The organism is Paremcibacter congregatus (assembly GCF_006385135.1).
GTDB lineage: Bacteria > Pseudomonadota > Alphaproteobacteria > Sphingomonadales > Emcibacteraceae > Paremcibacter > Paremcibacter congregatus.
The window spans coordinates 1,444,111-1,459,473 of the sequence record NZ_CP041025.1; the positions used below are offsets into that span (position 1 = coordinate 1,444,111).

Annotated in this window: 14 protein-coding genes and 1 tRNA gene; 7 read left to right on the forward strand and 8 right to left on the reverse strand. The window is 50.1% G+C overall.

Annotated features, from left to right (window positions below):
* The first annotated feature begins 92 nt into the window (after positions 1–92).
* The gene (locus FIV45_RS06375) at positions 93–536 is read left to right on the forward strand and encodes a GcrA family cell cycle regulator (protein WP_099471544.1); all 444 of its coding nucleotides are present in this window, start codon (positions 93–95) and stop codon (positions 534–536) included.
* A gap of 68 nt (positions 537–604) precedes the next feature.
* Here the strand turns inward: FIV45_RS06375 and FIV45_RS06380 are convergent, their stop codons facing one another.
* The gene (locus FIV45_RS06380; RefSeq protein ID WP_099471545.1) at positions 605–1,171 is read right to left on the reverse strand and encodes a RidA family protein; all 567 of its coding nucleotides are present in this window, start codon (positions 1,169–1,171) and stop codon (positions 605–607) included.
* A gap of 172 nt (positions 1,172–1,343) precedes the next feature.
* Between FIV45_RS06380 and FIV45_RS06385 the strand changes: the two genes are divergently transcribed.
* The 5 genes from FIV45_RS06385 to FIV45_RS06405 all read left to right on the forward strand — a co-directional run bounded on the left by FIV45_RS06385 (position 1,344) and on the right by FIV45_RS06405 (position 8,999).
* On the forward strand, positions 1,344–2,783 hold the full coding sequence (locus FIV45_RS06385; RefSeq protein WP_204602059.1) for an amidohydrolase: 1,440 nt from the start codon (positions 1,344–1,346) through the stop codon (positions 2,781–2,783).
* The gene (locus tag FIV45_RS06390) at positions 2,780–4,045 is read left to right on the forward strand and encodes an amidohydrolase family protein (protein WP_099471546.1); all 1,266 of its coding nucleotides are present in this window, start codon (positions 2,780–2,782) and stop codon (positions 4,043–4,045) included. The genes FIV45_RS06385 and FIV45_RS06390 overlap by 4 nt, the downstream gene beginning before the upstream one ends.
* A gap of 76 nt (positions 4,046–4,121) precedes the next feature.
* Positions 4,122–6,542, forward strand: coding sequence for a zinc-dependent metalloprotease (locus tag FIV45_RS06395; RefSeq protein ID WP_181040156.1), 2,421 nt, complete (start codon positions 4,122–4,124; stop codon positions 6,540–6,542).
* A 255-nt stretch (positions 6,543–6,797) separates the two neighbouring features.
* A complete protein-coding gene (locus FIV45_RS06400) occupies positions 6,798–8,387 on the forward strand; it encodes a peptide chain release factor 3 (protein ID WP_099471548.1) in 1,590 nt (529 codons plus the stop codon).
* A gap of 111 nt (positions 8,388–8,498) precedes the next feature.
* The gene (locus tag FIV45_RS06405) at positions 8,499–8,999 is read left to right on the forward strand and encodes a PAS domain-containing protein (RefSeq protein ID WP_133118529.1); all 501 of its coding nucleotides are present in this window, start codon (positions 8,499–8,501) and stop codon (positions 8,997–8,999) included.
* A gap of 54 nt (positions 9,000–9,053) precedes the next feature.
* Here the strand turns inward: FIV45_RS06405 and FIV45_RS06410 are convergent, their stop codons facing one another.
* Positions 9,054–9,491, reverse strand: coding sequence for a glyoxalase superfamily protein (locus FIV45_RS06410; RefSeq protein ID WP_133118530.1), 438 nt, complete (start codon positions 9,489–9,491; stop codon positions 9,054–9,056).
* A gap of 191 nt (positions 9,492–9,682) precedes the next feature.
* Positions 9,683–10,288, reverse strand: a complete 606-nt coding sequence (locus FIV45_RS06415; RefSeq protein ID WP_099471551.1) for a DUF4136 domain-containing protein — start codon at positions 10,286–10,288, stop codon at positions 9,683–9,685.
* Positions 10,289–10,438: 150 nt separating this feature from the next.
* Here FIV45_RS06415 and FIV45_RS06420 point away from each other — a divergent pair.
* A tRNA-Val gene (locus FIV45_RS06420) sits at positions 10,439–10,513 on the forward strand.
* Positions 10,514–10,884: 371 nt separating this feature from the next.
* Here FIV45_RS06420 and FIV45_RS06430 read toward each other — a convergent pair.
* The 5 genes from FIV45_RS06430 to FIV45_RS06450 form a co-directional block, all read right to left on the reverse strand.
* Positions 10,885–11,478, reverse strand: coding sequence for a thermonuclease family protein (locus FIV45_RS06430; RefSeq protein WP_165776923.1), 594 nt, complete (start codon positions 11,476–11,478; stop codon positions 10,885–10,887).
* 120 nt (positions 11,479–11,598) lie between these two features.
* Positions 11,599–12,270 carry a PEP-CTERM sorting domain-containing protein gene (locus FIV45_RS06435; RefSeq protein ID WP_204602061.1) on the reverse strand — a complete coding sequence of 224 codons (672 nt, stop codon included), beginning with the start codon at positions 12,268–12,270 and terminating at the stop codon, positions 11,599–11,601.
* 215 nt (positions 12,271–12,485) lie between these two features.
* Positions 12,486–13,202, reverse strand: a complete 717-nt coding sequence (locus tag FIV45_RS06440) for a hypothetical protein (protein ID WP_133118531.1) — start codon at positions 13,200–13,202, stop codon at positions 12,486–12,488.
* 99 nt (positions 13,203–13,301) lie between these two features.
* Positions 13,302–14,024: a type 2 periplasmic-binding domain-containing protein gene (locus tag FIV45_RS06445; RefSeq protein ID WP_133118532.1), complete on the reverse strand. Its 723-nt coding sequence runs from the start codon at positions 14,022–14,024 to the stop codon at positions 13,302–13,304.
* Positions 14,025–14,230: 206 nt separating this feature from the next.
* Entirely contained in the window at positions 14,231–15,274 is a 1,044-nt protein-coding gene (locus tag FIV45_RS06450; protein WP_099471555.1) for a bifunctional transcriptional activator/DNA repair enzyme AdaA, read from the reverse strand.
* Between the last annotated feature and the right edge of the window lie 89 nt (positions 15,275–15,363).

Sequence of the window (15,363 nt, forward strand, 5' to 3'; positions counted from 1 at the left end):
TTAGACAACAGGCTCTGTATTGGGTTAGTATGTCGTCGTATGCATCTTTTCAGATGAAGTTTTAAGAACGGCGAAGTGAAGGATTTCGAGATATGGCGTGGACAGATGAGCGTGTGGCAAAATTGCGGGAGCTTTGGGATAAAGGCTTGAGTGCAAGTCAGATCGCCAAAGAACTTGCTGAAGGGGTGACCCGGAATGCTGTCATCGGTAAAGCACACCGCATGGGGCTTGCATCCCGGCCATCGCCTGTGAAAAGTGACCCGCAAAAGAAAGCCAAAGCGCCGGTTGAAAAGAAGGTTGTCAAACCTAAAGCCAAGGCGCCGACAGGAAAGGTGTCTTTGTTGGACCTGACCGAGCGCATGTGTAAATGGCCGATTGGTCATCCAGGCGAGCCGGATTTTCATTTCTGTGGCAAGCCTTCTGCGCCGACATTCCCTTATTGCGGCACCCATTGTGGCGAAGCCTACCAGGTGCAGCAGCCCCGTCGCGATCGCCGGGCGAACCGAGGCCGCATTTCCGCGACCCCTGTGAGGTAATCTCTGCTCCAAACGAACATGATCAAAGTTATAAGGCATCCATATTGTGGATGCCTTTTTATTTGGCCTCAGCTTCTGATCTCGAAAATTGACATGATTTCACATGCAATATTGAAGGGCAGGGCGTTGGTGCCGACAGCCGCGCGGGCGCCAAGGCCGGCTTCTCCGAATATATCGCGGAACAGTTCCGTTGCCCCGTTGATTACCTGCGGGCTTTCCTGAAAATCATCGGTGCATTGGACAATGCCATGCACCTGCACGCATTGAACCACCCGGTCAAGGTTACCGTCACAGGCCTTTTTCAGTTGGGCCAGAACATTCAGTCCCGTGCTGCGCGCCGCCTGATATCCTTGCGCCACCGTCAGGTCCTTGCCCACCCGGCCAAGACCCGGATGTTCCGGGCTGTCGATCGGTCCCTGTCCTGCGATATAAACGAGATTGCCGACTTTCCGGTAGGTGACATAGGCGGCTTTGGGGCCTTGAGCCTCGGGCAGGGTAATGCCCAGGTCTTTCAGGCGGTTGTCAATGGTGCCGTGGGTCGACGCCGGATCAGAGCCAGCAGCGGCGCTTCCGCTAAAGGTTGACGCTAAAAGGCCGCTTAGCCCCACCAATCCGAAAAATTTCCTTCTGTGCATGATTTTCTCCCTGAAGTGACATAATGAAAAATTATATGAGAAATTATTTTATTGGCATTTGACGGGAAAAGATAGTCTGTTATTCTCTTTTCAGGGGTATCGATCGTGGTACAAAAGAGGGGAATAAGACATCGTTTGTGGCTTATATTAACACTTGGGAATAAGAGGAAAAATGTCAAAAATACGTAAAATGATTATGGGCGCAACCCTGAGCGGGGTTGCGGTGGCGCTGGCTTTTAGCCCGGCTGTCTCGCAAGAGACGCAGAAGAAGGATGAGGCTAACAAAGATCGGTTACCGATGGTGGTGTATGATAAAAATCCTTATCCCAGCACTTATAAACCGTTTCCTTCTGTAACAACCGTTATTCAGAATGCTACGGTCTTTACCGGTACTGGTGAAAAGCTAAACGGCGCGTCGGTTCTGATGGAAAACGGCAAAATTGTCGCCGTGGGAACGGAAATGGACGTGCCTTACGGAGCGAAAGTGATTGACGGAACGGGAAAATGGGTGACACCGGGTATTATCGATGTTCATTCTCATTTGGGGGTGTATGCCTCGCCAGACCATAAATCTTTGTCCGATGGTAATGAAGCGACCCAACCGGTGACTGCCGATGTCTGGGCCGAACATTCCGTTTGGCCACAGGACCCTGGATTTGCCCGGGCGATTGTCGGCGGCGTGACCAGCTTGCAAATTCTGCCCGGTTCCGCAAATCTGATCGGGGGACGTGGTGTCACCTTGAAAAATGTACCAAGCCGCACCCGGGAAGGTATGAAATTTCCTGATGCGCCTTATGGCATGAAGATGGCGTGTGGCGAAAATCCGAAACGGGTTTACGGCAAGAAAGGCGGCCCAAGCACCCGCATGGCCAATATGGCCGGTTATCGCAAGGCCTGGATCAAAGCCCGTGACTATAAGCAAAAATGGGAAGCTTATTACCGCGATTATAAGGCCGGTAAAGACGTGAAAGCGCCAACCCAGGATCTGGAACTGGAAACCCTGATGGGGGTTCTTGATGGAGAAATTTTGATCCACAACCATTGTTATCGTGCTGATGAAATGGTTTCCATGGTCAATATGGCGAAGGAATTCGATTATAAAATCTCCACCTTCCACCATGCGGTAGAGAGCTACAAGATTGCCGATATCCTGGCGAAAGAAGGAATATGTTCTGCCATGTGGTCCGATTGGTGGGGCTTCAAGCTGGAAGCCTTTGATGGCGTGGATGAGAATATTCCGATGGTAGCGGCGGCGAAGGCATGTGCCGTTGTGCATTCCGATGACGCCAATGGCATTCAGCGGCTCAATCAGGAAATGGCCAAGGCATGGGCTGACGGCAAGAATGTCGGTTTGGACTTTTCAAAGGCCGAAGCCATTCAATGGATCACATTGAACGCTGCCAAGTCTCTTGGTGTTGACGACAAAACAGGCTCTTTGGAGAAAGGGAAAATGGCTGATGTCGTGCTGTGGTCCGGCGATCCTTTCAGTGTCTATAGTCTGGCGGAAAAGGTCTTTATTGACGGCGCGTTGATGTATGACCGTAGCAATCCGGACACTTTCTGGCAGAGTGATTTTGAAGTAGGCTATACTAAAAAAGGAGCACACCAATGAGAAAGTCAGCTTTAAAAATTGCCTTGTTCGCCTCCGCCGCTTTGAGTTTCTCTTTGGGGGCCGCTGTTGCGGAAACCATCGCGATCAAAGGAGGAACTGTCCACACGATGGGACAAAAGGGCGTCATCGAAAAAGGAATTATTCTGATTGAAGACGGTAAAATCCGGGATGTCGGGCAGGATATCTCCATTCCTTCCGGCGCGCAGGTGATTGATGCGACGGGCAAGGTGGTGACGCCTGGGCTGATGCATGGCGGAAGCCGCCTGGGGTTATCTGAAATCTCCATGACGAAAGATTCCAATGAGCATAGCGCTCAGGGGTCTCCCTTCTCGGCGGCTTTTGATGTGCGCTACGGCCTGAAAAGCAATTCTTCTGTGATGGCCGATAACCGCCGTCACGGTTTGACCCATGCAATTACGCAACCTTCCGGTTCGGATGGTATTTTTGCGGGCTCAGGCGCCTTGATTGTCTTGACGGGGGATGCGGATCTCTATGTGGCGAAGGGGCCGATGGTGGCGAAACTTGCCAAAGGCGGAAATCGCAATGTGGCTTGGGCGAAACTTCGGTTGATTTTCGATCAGGTGAAATTTTACACGAAAAACCGTTCCAGGATTCAAAGAGGCGAAGGGCCGGGTGATTTCCTGCTTTCGAGCTTTAACATGGATGCCCTGATCCCGGTGGTCGAGGGTAAACAGAAAATGGTGCTGTCGGTTTATAGCGAAGATGACCTTCGGCAGGCAATTTCTTTTCAGAAGGAAACCGGCGTTGACCTGATCCTGAGCGGGGCGACGGAAGCCTGGAAAGTTGCTGATCAACTGGCGGCGGCAAAGATTCCGGTATTAATCAATCCTCAGAGTAATCTGCCGGAAAATTTTGGCGAAGTTGCCGCAAGCTTCAGTAATGCGGCTTTGCTGCATAAAGCCGGCGTCGATTTTGCGATCATTGCCGGTGATGTCAACCACAACGCCCATACGGTCAATCAAATGGCTGGGATTGCGGCGGCGCACGGCCTGGACCGGGATGTGGCGTTGGCGGCGATTACTTCTGCGCCGGCGCGAATTTTTGGCTTTGAGAAGTCCCTGGGGTCACTCGAAAAAGGTAAAACTGCCAATGTGGTCATCTGGGACGGAGATCCGTTAGAGGTGACGACAAACTCGACCCATGTTTTGGTGGGCGGGGTTAATCATCCTCTGGTATCGCGTCGCACACTGTTGCGGGATCGTTATCTCGGGCTTAACAAGAAGCCCTTCGCGTATCACTAAAAATTAAAATTCAGGGTGCCGCCTGGTCGGCGCCCTTTATTCTCTTCCGGTTTTTGAAATTCTAGGAAATCTCATGATGTTTAAACATTTAACACGCCTGTTGATGGTGCTGTGTACTATTGGCTTTACTTCAGCCGCCTGGGCGGCAACGATCGCGGAAAAAACCAAAGATATGGTGGTTCAGAAGGGCTATTTCACCACGTATTGGGATGAAAGCAGCGGGCAGTTGTATCTGGAAATTGATAAGGTCGGAGAAGAGTTTATCTATAACACGGGCCTGCCGGCGGGTTTGGGGTCCAATGACATTGGTCTTGACCGGGGCCAGGTCGGCGATAGTTTGCTGGTGAAATTTGAACGTCACGGCGACAAGGTTTTCCTGCATCACATCAATCTTAAATTTCGCGCGATCAGTGATAATCTGCAGGAGCGTAAGGCGGTGCGGGATGCCTTTGCCAGTTCGGTCCTTGGCGGGTTTAAGGTAGAAGCGCAGACAGATGACCGGGTGCTGATTAATTTTACACCGCATCTGGTTTCTGACCAGCATGGGATTGCAGACAGTATTGCCCGGGCCAAACAAGGCAACTTCTCGGTCGATGCCGCGCGCTCGGCGGTATATATGCCGCGGACAAAATCTTTTCCCAAGAATACCGAATTTGAGGCCATTCTGACTTTGAAGAGCAGCAATCCCGGGCGTTATGTGCGGGATGTTTCTGCCACAGGAAAAATCATCACCCTGCGGCAGCATATTTCATTCGTCAAACTTCCGGAGCCGGGATACAAGGTGCGGGACTTTAACGTCAACAGTGGATATTTTGACGGACGGTATGTCGATTACGCAGTACCGATTGAAGACAATATCACCCGGCGTTTCATCACCCGTCACCGGCTGGAGAAAAAGAACCCGGGCGCGGCCATGAGCGAGGCTGTGGAGCCGATTATCTATTATCTTGACCCTGGTGCGCCGGAGCCGATCCGCGGGGCATTGCTTGACGGGGCGCGCTGGTGGAACCAGGCGTTTGAAGCCGCCGGCTATAAAAACGCCTTTCAGGTCAAAATGCTGCCCGATGGCGCCGACCCGATGGATGTGCGCTATAATATCATTAACTGGGTGCATCGCAAGACCCGGGGCTGGTCTTACGGTTGGCGGGTGGCGGACCCCCGGACTGGCGAGATCCTCAAAGGTCATGTGACCCTTGGGTCTTTGCGGGTGCGTCAGGATTACCTGATCGCCACGGCCCTGTTGTCGCCGTACAAGGAAGCGAATAGCGATGTCACGGCACTGAAGGAAATGGCGCTGGCGCGTATCCGTCAATTGTCGGCCCATGAAGTGGGGCATACCATTGGTCTGGCTCATAACTTCACCACCAGCAGCGCCGGACGGGCATCCGTCATGGATTACCCGCATCCTTTAGTGAAAATCAAGGACGATGGCACGCTGGACATTTCCGACGCCTATGATGTGGGGATTGGCGAATGGGACAAATATACCATCCGCTATGGCTACGGCGAGTTCGACAAGGGTGTTGACGAGAAGCAGGCGCTAAAAGGCATCATCAAGGAGGCCTTTGCCAAGGGGCTGGAGTTTATTTCCGATCCCGACAGCCGCAGTCTGCGCGATGTCCATGCGGGATCTCACCTGTGGGACAGTGGCGCAGACCCGACAGAGGAACTGGAACGGCTGTACAGTGTGCGCCAGATTGCTCTGAATAATTTCTCTGAGAAGGCTGTGCGGCCAGGTGCGCCATTGTCGTCTCTGGAAGAGGTGTTGGTGCCGCTTTATTATCTACATCGCTATCAGTTGGAAGCTTCTGGCAAGGCGCTGGGGGGGCTGGATTATGCCTATACAACACGGGGGGATACCCCGGCGGAAGCATATCAAATTGTCAGCCCGGCACGGCAAAAGAAAGCCCTGAATGCAATATTGCAGTCTGTAACGCCGGAGTTTCTCGCGCTTCCGGAAAGAATTCTGAACCTGCTGCCACCAAAGGCTTACGGGTTTGAACGGTCACGGGAAAGTTTCCCGCGCCACACGGGCAAAAGTTTTGATGCCATGGCGCTGTCGGAAGCGGCCGCCAGTCATGTCATGACCATATTGTTGCACCCGGAACGGGCCCAGCGGATCGTGGAATTCCATGCCCGGGATCAGGCGCAGGTGAGTTTTCCTGATTATATGGAGCAGATAGTTGACAGGGTGATCAGGGGGAAAAAATTGACAGGCCTTAAGGGTGCTCTGGATCGCCGTGTGAACTATGTTCTGGTGCATCACCTGATGCTGCTGGATCAGAACGGCGAAGCATCGGCAGATGCCAGGGCTGCGGCACATCTGACATTGACGGATTTACGGACCTGGTTCGAAAAACAGGCGCGGAAATCAGGAGACAGTTTGTATCGGGCGCATTATCTTTATGAAGCAGACCGGATAGGGCAGTATCTGGCGGGTAACCTAAAGATCTCTGCCAGTGATCTAGCGGCACTGCCTCCGGGCTCTCCGATTTAAGGCGGGAGACGCTCTAAGAAAACTGTCATCTTCCTGCGGGGCAGGGATCCATTTTGATATCGTCATGAAAGTAATTATTTTAACGCAAGTATTTGATATCAATATGGATTTCGTCCTGGTCCTGAATGACCGCCGGGGGGAGTGGGCAGGTGCGCTCTATTTGGTCGTGCCGCAAGACCAGTTTATGCTGTACATCCGGTGGGGAAATCCGTAAATTCCGCCGCAACAGTGAACCCTTTAACCCACGGACTATTCATGAGCGCGTTACAAACCGAAGTCGACAGACGCCGGACCTTTGCCATTATTGCCCATCCCGACGCCGGGAAAACGACCCTGACTGAAAAGCTGCTGCTGTTCGGTGGCGCCATTCAGATGGCCGGGGAAGTGAAGGCGCGCGGGGATCGTCGCCGGGCGCGTTCTGACTGGATGAAAGTGGAGCAGGAACGCGGCATTTCCGTAGCCTCGTCTGTGATGACCTTTGAATATGAAAAACGCATGTTCAATTTGCTGGATACACCGGGCCATGAAGATTTCTCGGAAGATACCTATCGGGTCTTGACTGCAGTCGACAGCGCCATCATGGTACTTGATGGCGCCAAGGGAATTGAGGGTCAGACCAGGAAGTTGTTTGAGGTTTGCCGCCTGCGCGACATGCCGGTGACCACCTTTATCAACAAGCTTGACCGGGAATCGATGGACCCTTTTGAGTTGTTGGATGTGATTGAGCAGCAATTGGCGCTGGATGTGACCCCGGCGACCTGGCCGATCGGCATGGGACGGGACTTCAAGGGCTGTTACGATCTGATCAATGACCGTTTGATTCTGATTGAAAAGACCAAAAATGACTTGCCGGATGATGGTCTGGTTTGTCAAGGCGTGGATGATCCTCAACTGGATAATCTGTTACCGGAAAACCTGCTGGAAAAATTGCGGGAAGATGTGGCGATGGTGCGGGAACTGTGCCCGGAATTCGATCCTCAGGCTTATCTTGACGGTACCATGACACCGGTATATTTCGGCAGTGCAATCAATAACTTCGGCGTGCGGGAACTGCTGGAAGGTATCGGCAATCGTTCTCCGATCCCGAGCAGCTTTAAAACCACGGGACGCGAAGTCACGCCTTATGATAACAAAGTCAGCGGATTTGTTTTCAAGATTCAGGCGAATATGGACCCTAAACACCGTGACCGTATCGCCTTCTTCCGGCTGGTGTCCGGTAAGTTCAAACGGGGTATGAAGCTGAAACTGGTGCGGGACGGCAAGCTGGTTAATCTACATAATCCGGTGATGTTCATGGCCCAGGACCGGGAACTGGCGGAAACCGCCTGGCCGGGAGATATCTTCGGTATTCCCAATCACGGCAATTTGCGTATTGGCGACAGCCTGACGGAGGGGGAAGAGCTGCGATTCACAGGTATTCCCAATTTTGCCCCCGAATATATTCAGACCGTGCGGCCTGAAGACCCCATGAAAGCCAAACATCTGGGACGGGCGTTACAGCAGCTGGCGGAAGAGGGTGCGGCCCGGGTTTTTAAACCCACCATTGGCTCTGAATGGTTTGTTGGTGTGGTCGGCATGTTGCAGTTTGACGTGATGGGGGATCGTATCCGGACAGAATATGACGTCCCCTGTCGTTTTGAGGCGACATCGCTCTATACGGCGGTATGGGTTGAATGTGATGACAAATTTAAGTTGAAAGCCTTTATCGACGGCAATAAAGCCAATATGGCGGAAGACCACAGTGGATCGCCTGTATTTCTGGCGCGGAACGCCTGGCGTCTGGACAAGGCGCGGGATGACAACCCTGATATTCGCTTCCTGAAGACCAAAGAACAATTGGTATAAGAAACCATTTTTACGGGGTATTTACCAAATATAGATTTTTATGTTCGATAGTTGTATCTGCATAAAAGTTGGTTGTACATACCGGCGAGTAAGCATTTATTGGAGGGGTATGTGGTGGACGAAAAATTTAGAGACCGGTTTACGGCGCATGATTTACCTAATCGCACACTGCGGGAGGTTTATGCCTACTGGTTGAAGATGAGGGGAGACAAGGGCCTGCCGACGCGTGCGGATCTTGATCCTGTGCAGATTCCCCATCTCCTGCCCAATATCAGCCTGATTGATGTTGAGTATCAGCCTCGGCGTTATAGGATGCGCTTGATTGGGACAGAAACGGTGCGTGCTCTGGGCGAGGATCCCACAGGCACCTATCTTGACGATAATCTTCAGGCAAACGCTCTCCTGAAATCACGTTACGACTGGTTGGTGGAGAATAAAAGACCTTATTTCTATTGTGATAAATTGATGTGGTCTGATAAAAAATTCCTTGAATATCAAACGATTGGCCTACCGCTTTCCCGCAACGGGGTGGATGTTGATATTATTATGTTCGGCATCAACTACGATTTCCCGGAGAAAATGGGTTCAATACCGATGGCTTTCGGGGCGTAAGTTTCTATAGACTTGACCGGGAAGCCATATCATTACGGCCTCCCGGTCATTTCTCTATTTATTGAGCTGCACAATATTGTCAGGGCGACCTTTATGGTCAACGCTGCGTAGGTCGCTGTTGAGCAGACAGGTCACACGTTGGCGGAAATTACTGAAATGTGCCGAAGCAACCACGTCAATGGGGACATCGAACAGCATTGTATAGCGGCGAACATCCGGCAAGATCGCTGTTTCGGTCTTGAGAATGCTCGCGGTAAAGTCATGCCCCAGATAAGTACCTGAAACCCTGTCCTCCAGGGTTGGCCAGATGGGTTGCAACGCCTGACGCTTCAGGCTGGCGGTTAGGACGTTCCAGTCCTTGTAACCATACTGCTTTGCCAGGGCTTCCAAGGTTTTTGAATGGCTCATTTCAATATTATGTTCGGCGAAATGATCCCGCATGCGCCGTGCCTGACGTTTCAGGCTGTCGAGAGTAAGAGGTGGTGTGGTCATATTATAGTCTCCAATCGATTGGACAATATCGACAGGGCTCGCATTACTGTCAGGTCCCGAAATGGATCCTGTATAAAATATGAAAGAGGAAGTTCACCAAAGCCGTGAGGCCGCGAGCGGCAGGCATCCTATACCTGTCAGGGGGAATACAGAAGATACGTCAGCCTGTCAAGTCTGATGATGGAGGCAGATTAGCGGTCAAGCGTGATCTTGTCGCTCTGACCGCTTTCGCCGGGGAAATTTTGGAACAGGGCTTCTATGAGGTTAGGAATGGCGTTAGTCAGGGGGTCGCGCCCTTCGCTACGTGCCCGGCCTTCATAGAGTTTGACGCCGTCTGACCGGCGAAGTATATCGAGGGTGAAGATCCGGACATACTCAGTTCTTACCTTACGTTCTCCGAGGGGGAACCCAACACCAACCCCGACACCGACACCACTGTGGTGATAACCGCCGCCGCTGCCGACCCCGATGCTGATGCTGCCGTGAGGTTTGCCGTCATCAACGTCTCCGTCTGTGTCGATTGGGCGGTTGGCGAATCCAATACGAGCAATAAGGTCAGTGGGGCGCCCTTCCGGGGGACGATATCCGACAGAACCCAGATATTGCCCGACCAATTCGGCATATTGACCATACTCAATACTGCGTTTCAGTTCCGGGTCCCAGAAACTGACTTCAATGGTTTGTTTTTGTGGGGCGGGAAGGCTGTGGAAACGAGTGACCTCATAAGAGGGGGATGAACTGCAGCCTGTGAGGGTAAGCAGAACCAGAGCAACAGTCAGCGGCCAAAATTTTCCCATAACGAGATCTCCTGTTTGATGACATAACCATATCAAAGGCTGCCTGAATGGGCTATGAATAAAAATTATCGACCAGAGAGAAAAATGTCATCTTTTGGCTTGCTAAACAGTGGAAAATGATTATAAATCGCCTCAGCTATCATCATGATAGGGCGATTAGCTCAGGGGTAGAGCGCTTCGTTGACATCGAAGAGGTCACAAGTTCAAATCTTGTATCGCCCACCATCTAAAAAATAAGTAATTTATTTTAAAAGCTTTTATCAGTTCTTGTCCTCCCGGAAAAAGAGGTGTGGGCAATGATGGCTTATTTTTACGCTTGATGGACGCCTGTACAGCAAGGTATTTACCGGTCAGCGCCACGGGTATATAGCTGTGACTGACGCTCAGACCGCCACCCGAAGACTGCCTGCAATTCTTTCTCGGTTCCTCCCGCTTCTGCGAGAAGGGTGGCGGCCAATTTGCGGAGGTCGTGGACGCTCTAAAACCCAGTATGAGCGAAGCCGAGTTTCAGTCGGAGGTGTCCGACATCTCAATATGGAACCTATTTATACAGTCGAAACTATGTGGAAACTCTCTCTACTTTCCCCAAAGCGGGCTCAAGGTGCGCGGCCAGATTTCCGATATTGATATGGCTCAACAAATTCTCCTTGCCAAATACCGCGCTTACTCCACCACGCTTCTATTTGCTCCGGAAAATATATGTAAGTGTAATAGGTGTAAGCGACAGCGTGCCCTGAGGATACCATTGCCGAATTAATATCTTGCCCCTTATTATTAATACATGTCGCAATTGTTCTCCCGTATCGACCTGTCGAAAGTTTTGTACATTTTACTTTCTGATAGTTAATTAGGCGGGTGAGGTACGCAGTGGATACTGCTCCACAATTCCATTTTCTTCCTTTAATTGAACATGTCTGGTCTCGTTCAGGAGCATCTATGCCGTGTAGCCGGATCTTTTTACCTTGGACACGTATTGTATCTCCATCGGTAATATATGCTTGTCCAACAATATTGAATTTTGGGGCAGGAAAGAAGGGCATATCTTGCCAATAATAGCCAACCAAACCGCCCAATAAGACGGCTAATACTAGTCCGATCCTTATCAGGTTTGGAGATGTCCTATTGTCTTTAAATTTTAAGATCATGCCTGAAAAATAATGTTTAAATGTTTCTATTTGATTAAAGCCCAAACTGTATGAGCACTCCCCCAATCTCCCCATCTTGTTCCTGGTCTATTTCCGACATATGGGATTCCCATAAAAAAAAGCGGCCCCTTGAAAAGGGACCGCTTCAGTACACTCAGAATTTAATTAGCTGCGACGTCTGCGCGCCAGGCCAAGTCCCATAAGACCGAGGCCCAGAAGAGCAAGTGGTGCAGGTTCCGGAACATCTATATTTCCGTCATTGAACGTCCCAAGCAGGCGGAAGGACATGTCACCGACGACGGCATCTGACATGCCGGTAAATGTATCACCGGAAAATGAGGCCATTCTACTATCCCCCGGCGTGTTTATACTGAGCCCTAATTGCCCAAGTTGAGAGCCTTCTCCCGTCATACCAATCCAGAAACTCCCAACAGAAAAATTAAACTGATTGGTAAAGTCAACGTGTTTTCTGGTGACATAAGTGATGGTAGAGGTACTGAGGCTGTCGATAACAGAAACGACCTCGTTAAAGGATGTGATTAAGTTTCCGAGTGTGCCTGCGTTGTCTTCCCATATGCTAATTCTTACGATCTGGTCAAGTGCACCACTGACTTCTCCACTATAAAGATCCATGCCCGTGAGGGCGCCGGTTTCGGTAAAGGAAACCCGATCAGCAAAATTCTGGCCATTCGAGATGTTAGACCAGTTTGGTGAACCTTCGGCGTTTGTGGTGTCAGGGCTATAATCCCAGATGACGTCTGCGAGTGCAGATGAAAGGCTTATGGCGGAAACTGCCAGGACAGTCAGGCCGGTTTTAACTAATTTACTTATATTCATATGACTTTTCCTATTCTTAAAATATATTTCATTATGCAATTATTGCGCCAGTTAATGCAAAGGGCGGTATTCCACAAGATTAGGAGTTTCTTTGGGGGTTAATACATTTAATAGGTAGAATAAACTGTAAAGAATACTGACACTTATTCTCTGAATTTTACACTTTTTCTTAGAGCGAAATCGCTCATGTTCCCGGAAGTGACGCAAACAAGATATCAGGGGTTGGTCGATTTTTGTTTTTGCAAGGCCCGGAGCGCGGCTTCCAGTTTGGGAATGATGGCGGCGTTCTTTCGGTGGACGAAATGATAAACCGGTGAGGTCCTTACTGCCGGTTCGAGCCTTATAACGCGGGGGTTGCTTTCTTTGATAAACCTTTGAACATCTTTTTCAAAAGGCGGCGCTGCGAGAGCAATATCAAAGCGCCCCCTGGACAGCATCTTAAAAAGCGTGAGATGATTTTTGGCGATATTAGCCTCCCTGCCGCGCAACTCAATTGCAGCCCAAAGTGAGCCACGCCGATAACCAACATGGTATTTGCTCAAAAGATCATCTTGATAGACATCAATATCATTCCGGGTGGTAAAGGCGTATCCTGTGCCGTAATATATGGGAACGTTAACCCGGACAAGATTTCTATAACGTTTTACGGCTTCTGGAATTCGCCCGACCTCTCCATCAATTACGCCTGCGTTTGCTTCTTCTAACGACCGCAGGGAAGGCAAGGGTGTAAATCGATACTTGATACCGGCTTTTTCATAAGCCTGCTTCACAATCGTCCGGCTTCTTTCATGAATTCTGGATCTTTCCGTGTAGCCTATAATATAGATTTTTTCCGGTGGGATGTTTTCCGCGCAGGGTGCAATGACAGCGCCTTGGCCATAAATAATTAACAAAGCCAATGCCTTGGGAATTATATTCGTAAATGCTGGCATAAACAGACCTAAATCATAGAAATGGAATGAGAAGCAGACGGATATTATCCTCTGACAGCAATATCATTATAATGTTAATTTATTCTAATGTTGAGGTTTTTATTTACGGGGCGTGAGGTTATATTTGGTCAACAGGCTTTCAAAGAAACCTTCCTGCTTCAATATCTCAATTTCACGGTCGAAGATCTTGATATATTTTTTTGTTTCTTTCTGCTTGTCGTCAGCGGGGGAGAAGGCGAGATAGACTTTTGTGCTGGCCGCGCACCCGGAAAGTTTTACTTTTTCCTGCATGTCATGGCTTTCAAGGAAGTGTGTCATCCAGTAATAACTCGACAGGACGACTTCGGTACGGTCAGAGAAAAGCATACCCAGGGCTTGTTCTATATAGGTTACGCTTCCCGTAACTTCGCTGAAACGGGCTCTGTTTTTATAGGGTATGATTTCTTCTGGCAAGGCGTCTTGGGGATAGATGATATCCTTGCCGATTACCGCGGCGGGACTGCTATAGGTCCATTCATCATCTGCCTTGGTATAAAAACAGAATGTTTGCTCACCGATTTCATTTTCTGGGAAAATCAGATTGGGAGCCTCATGCTTTGCGGCGCCGAGGAGGGCGTGGCGTGTGCCATCTTCCGCATAGCGGATAGCCCGAGACCAGGGGTAGACATCCACAGTGATGTCATATCCTGCGCGCTGGAAAATGGCCTGGGTATATTCAACAAGCAGGCCTGGCTTGGCGGATTCATTTGGGCAGATATAGGGACACCATTCCGGGGCGCTAATCGTGATCGTCTCCGCCATTGCCTGAACCGGTATGCTCATGCAGATTACAAGGATAAAAGTTCTAAAAATTTTCAACATAAAGGCAGTCTAACATACGGTCACGGGGTTTCGTGCTCAAAACAAACCTGTCTGATTAGTCATAGAAAGGGAGCAATGTATAATTGGAATAGGTCTTACCATAGAAAAAATTCAAAGATCTGCACCAATTATAAATTTTAGTACTTAAGTACTGGTTAATGTAAGGGCTATGGTATGCTTTTTTCGAGATTCAGCAACCATTTTTTACGCTCAAGACCGCCACCATAACCTGTGAGGTTGCCATCTTTACCGATGACGCGGTGACAGGGAATGATGATGGAAATACGATTATAGCCGTTCGCCGAGGCGACAGCGCGGACGGCGGTGGGCTTGCCCAGACGTTCTGCCTGCTGTTGGTAGGATCTGGTTTCACCATAAGGGATGGTTTGAAGCAGGTTCCATACAGAATTTTGAAACGTCGTGCCGGGGGTGTCGAGTGCGACGGTGAAGGTTTTTCTCTTGCCTGCAAAATACTCCGTGATTTCCTGTTGGGTCTGATTGAGGTGCAAATTCTTGCCGGGCAGGATGACGGCGTTGAGCCTCTTGCACAAATCCTTGAATTCGCTCTCCAGCATGCGACGGTTTGTGAATTCGAGCAGACAAAGCCCGCGAGAAGAAGCGCAGGCAAACATAGGGCCGAGCGGCGTGGTAAAGCGGGTAATGGTAATAATGTTTTTCGGGGGGGCGGTGGGGGACTGTCCCAGGATGGTCTGGTAGCTGCTGTTAAAGCCGCTAAGGGACTCAAATCCCACATCATAGGCGGTGTGGGTCACACTCTCTCCTTTGGTGATTTTTTCATAGGCTGTGTTGATCCGCAGCAGGCGTTGATAGGTCTGGAAGGTCATGCCGTAATGGGTCTTGAACCAGCGGCGTAGCCTGTTGGGTTCGATGTTGCGTTGTCTCAGGTGATGGTCCTTGATTTTCTCGAACGGATTGTCGGCCAGTTCCTGCAGAATTTGGGTGATATAGGCTGGCGTTTCTTCCGCCGGAGTCATGGGGCGACAGACCTTGCAAGGGCGATATCCATTGAGAAGCGCTTCTTCCACAGTGTTATAAAAGGTGACATTTTCGCTTTTGGGTTTTCGGGCCGTGCAGCTCGGGCGGCAGAAAATCCCGGTGGTTTTAACCGCTGTGAAGAATATTCCCTCATAGGAAGCATCTTTTTCAAGGATGATCCGGTATTTATCCGCGAAGGACAGTGTCTTTGTCATGTTGTGTTCCATGACTTCAGCATAAATTCAACCGAGACGCACCGCCACCGAAAAATTGACAGGTAATTTTTTATAGTAAAACGGGATAA

Coding starts and splice junctions, on each gene's coding strand:
- FIV45_RS06400 (WP_099471548.1), top strand. CDS start 6,798: ATGAGCGCGTTACAAACCGAAGTCGACAGACGCCGGACCTTTGCCATT.
- FIV45_RS06395 (WP_181040156.1), top strand. CDS start 4,122: ATGTTTAAACATTTAACACGCCTGTTGATGGTGCTGTGTACTATTGGC.
- FIV45_RS06445 (WP_133118532.1), bottom strand. CDS start 14,024: ATGAGCATACCGGTTCAGGCAATGGCGGAGACGATCACGATTAGCGCC.
- FIV45_RS06385 (WP_204602059.1), top strand. CDS start 1,344: ATGTCAAAAATACGTAAAATGATTATGGGCGCAACCCTGAGCGGGGTT.
- FIV45_RS06390 (WP_099471546.1), top strand. CDS start 2,780: ATGAGAAAGTCAGCTTTAAAAATTGCCTTGTTCGCCTCCGCCGCTTTG.
- FIV45_RS06415 (WP_099471551.1), bottom strand. CDS start 10,288: ATGGGAAAATTTTGGCCGCTGACTGTTGCTCTGGTTCTGCTTACCCTC.
- FIV45_RS06375 (WP_099471544.1), top strand. CDS start 93: ATGGCGTGGACAGATGAGCGTGTGGCAAAATTGCGGGAGCTTTGGGAT.
- FIV45_RS06440 (WP_133118531.1), bottom strand. CDS start 13,202: ATGCCAGCATTTACGAATATAATTCCCAAGGCATTGGCTTTGTTAATT.
- FIV45_RS06380 (WP_099471545.1), bottom strand. CDS start 1,171: ATGCACAGAAGGAAATTTTTCGGATTGGTGGGGCTAAGCGGCCTTTTA.
- FIV45_RS06410 (WP_133118530.1), bottom strand. CDS start 9,491: ATGACCACACCACCTCTTACTCTCGACAGCCTGAAACGTCAGGCACGG.
- FIV45_RS06435 (WP_204602061.1), bottom strand. CDS start 12,270: ATGAATATAAGTAAATTAGTTAAAACCGGCCTGACTGTCCTGGCAGTT.
- FIV45_RS06450 (WP_099471555.1), bottom strand. CDS start 15,274: ATGACAAAGACACTGTCCTTCGCGGATAAATACCGGATCATCCTTGAA.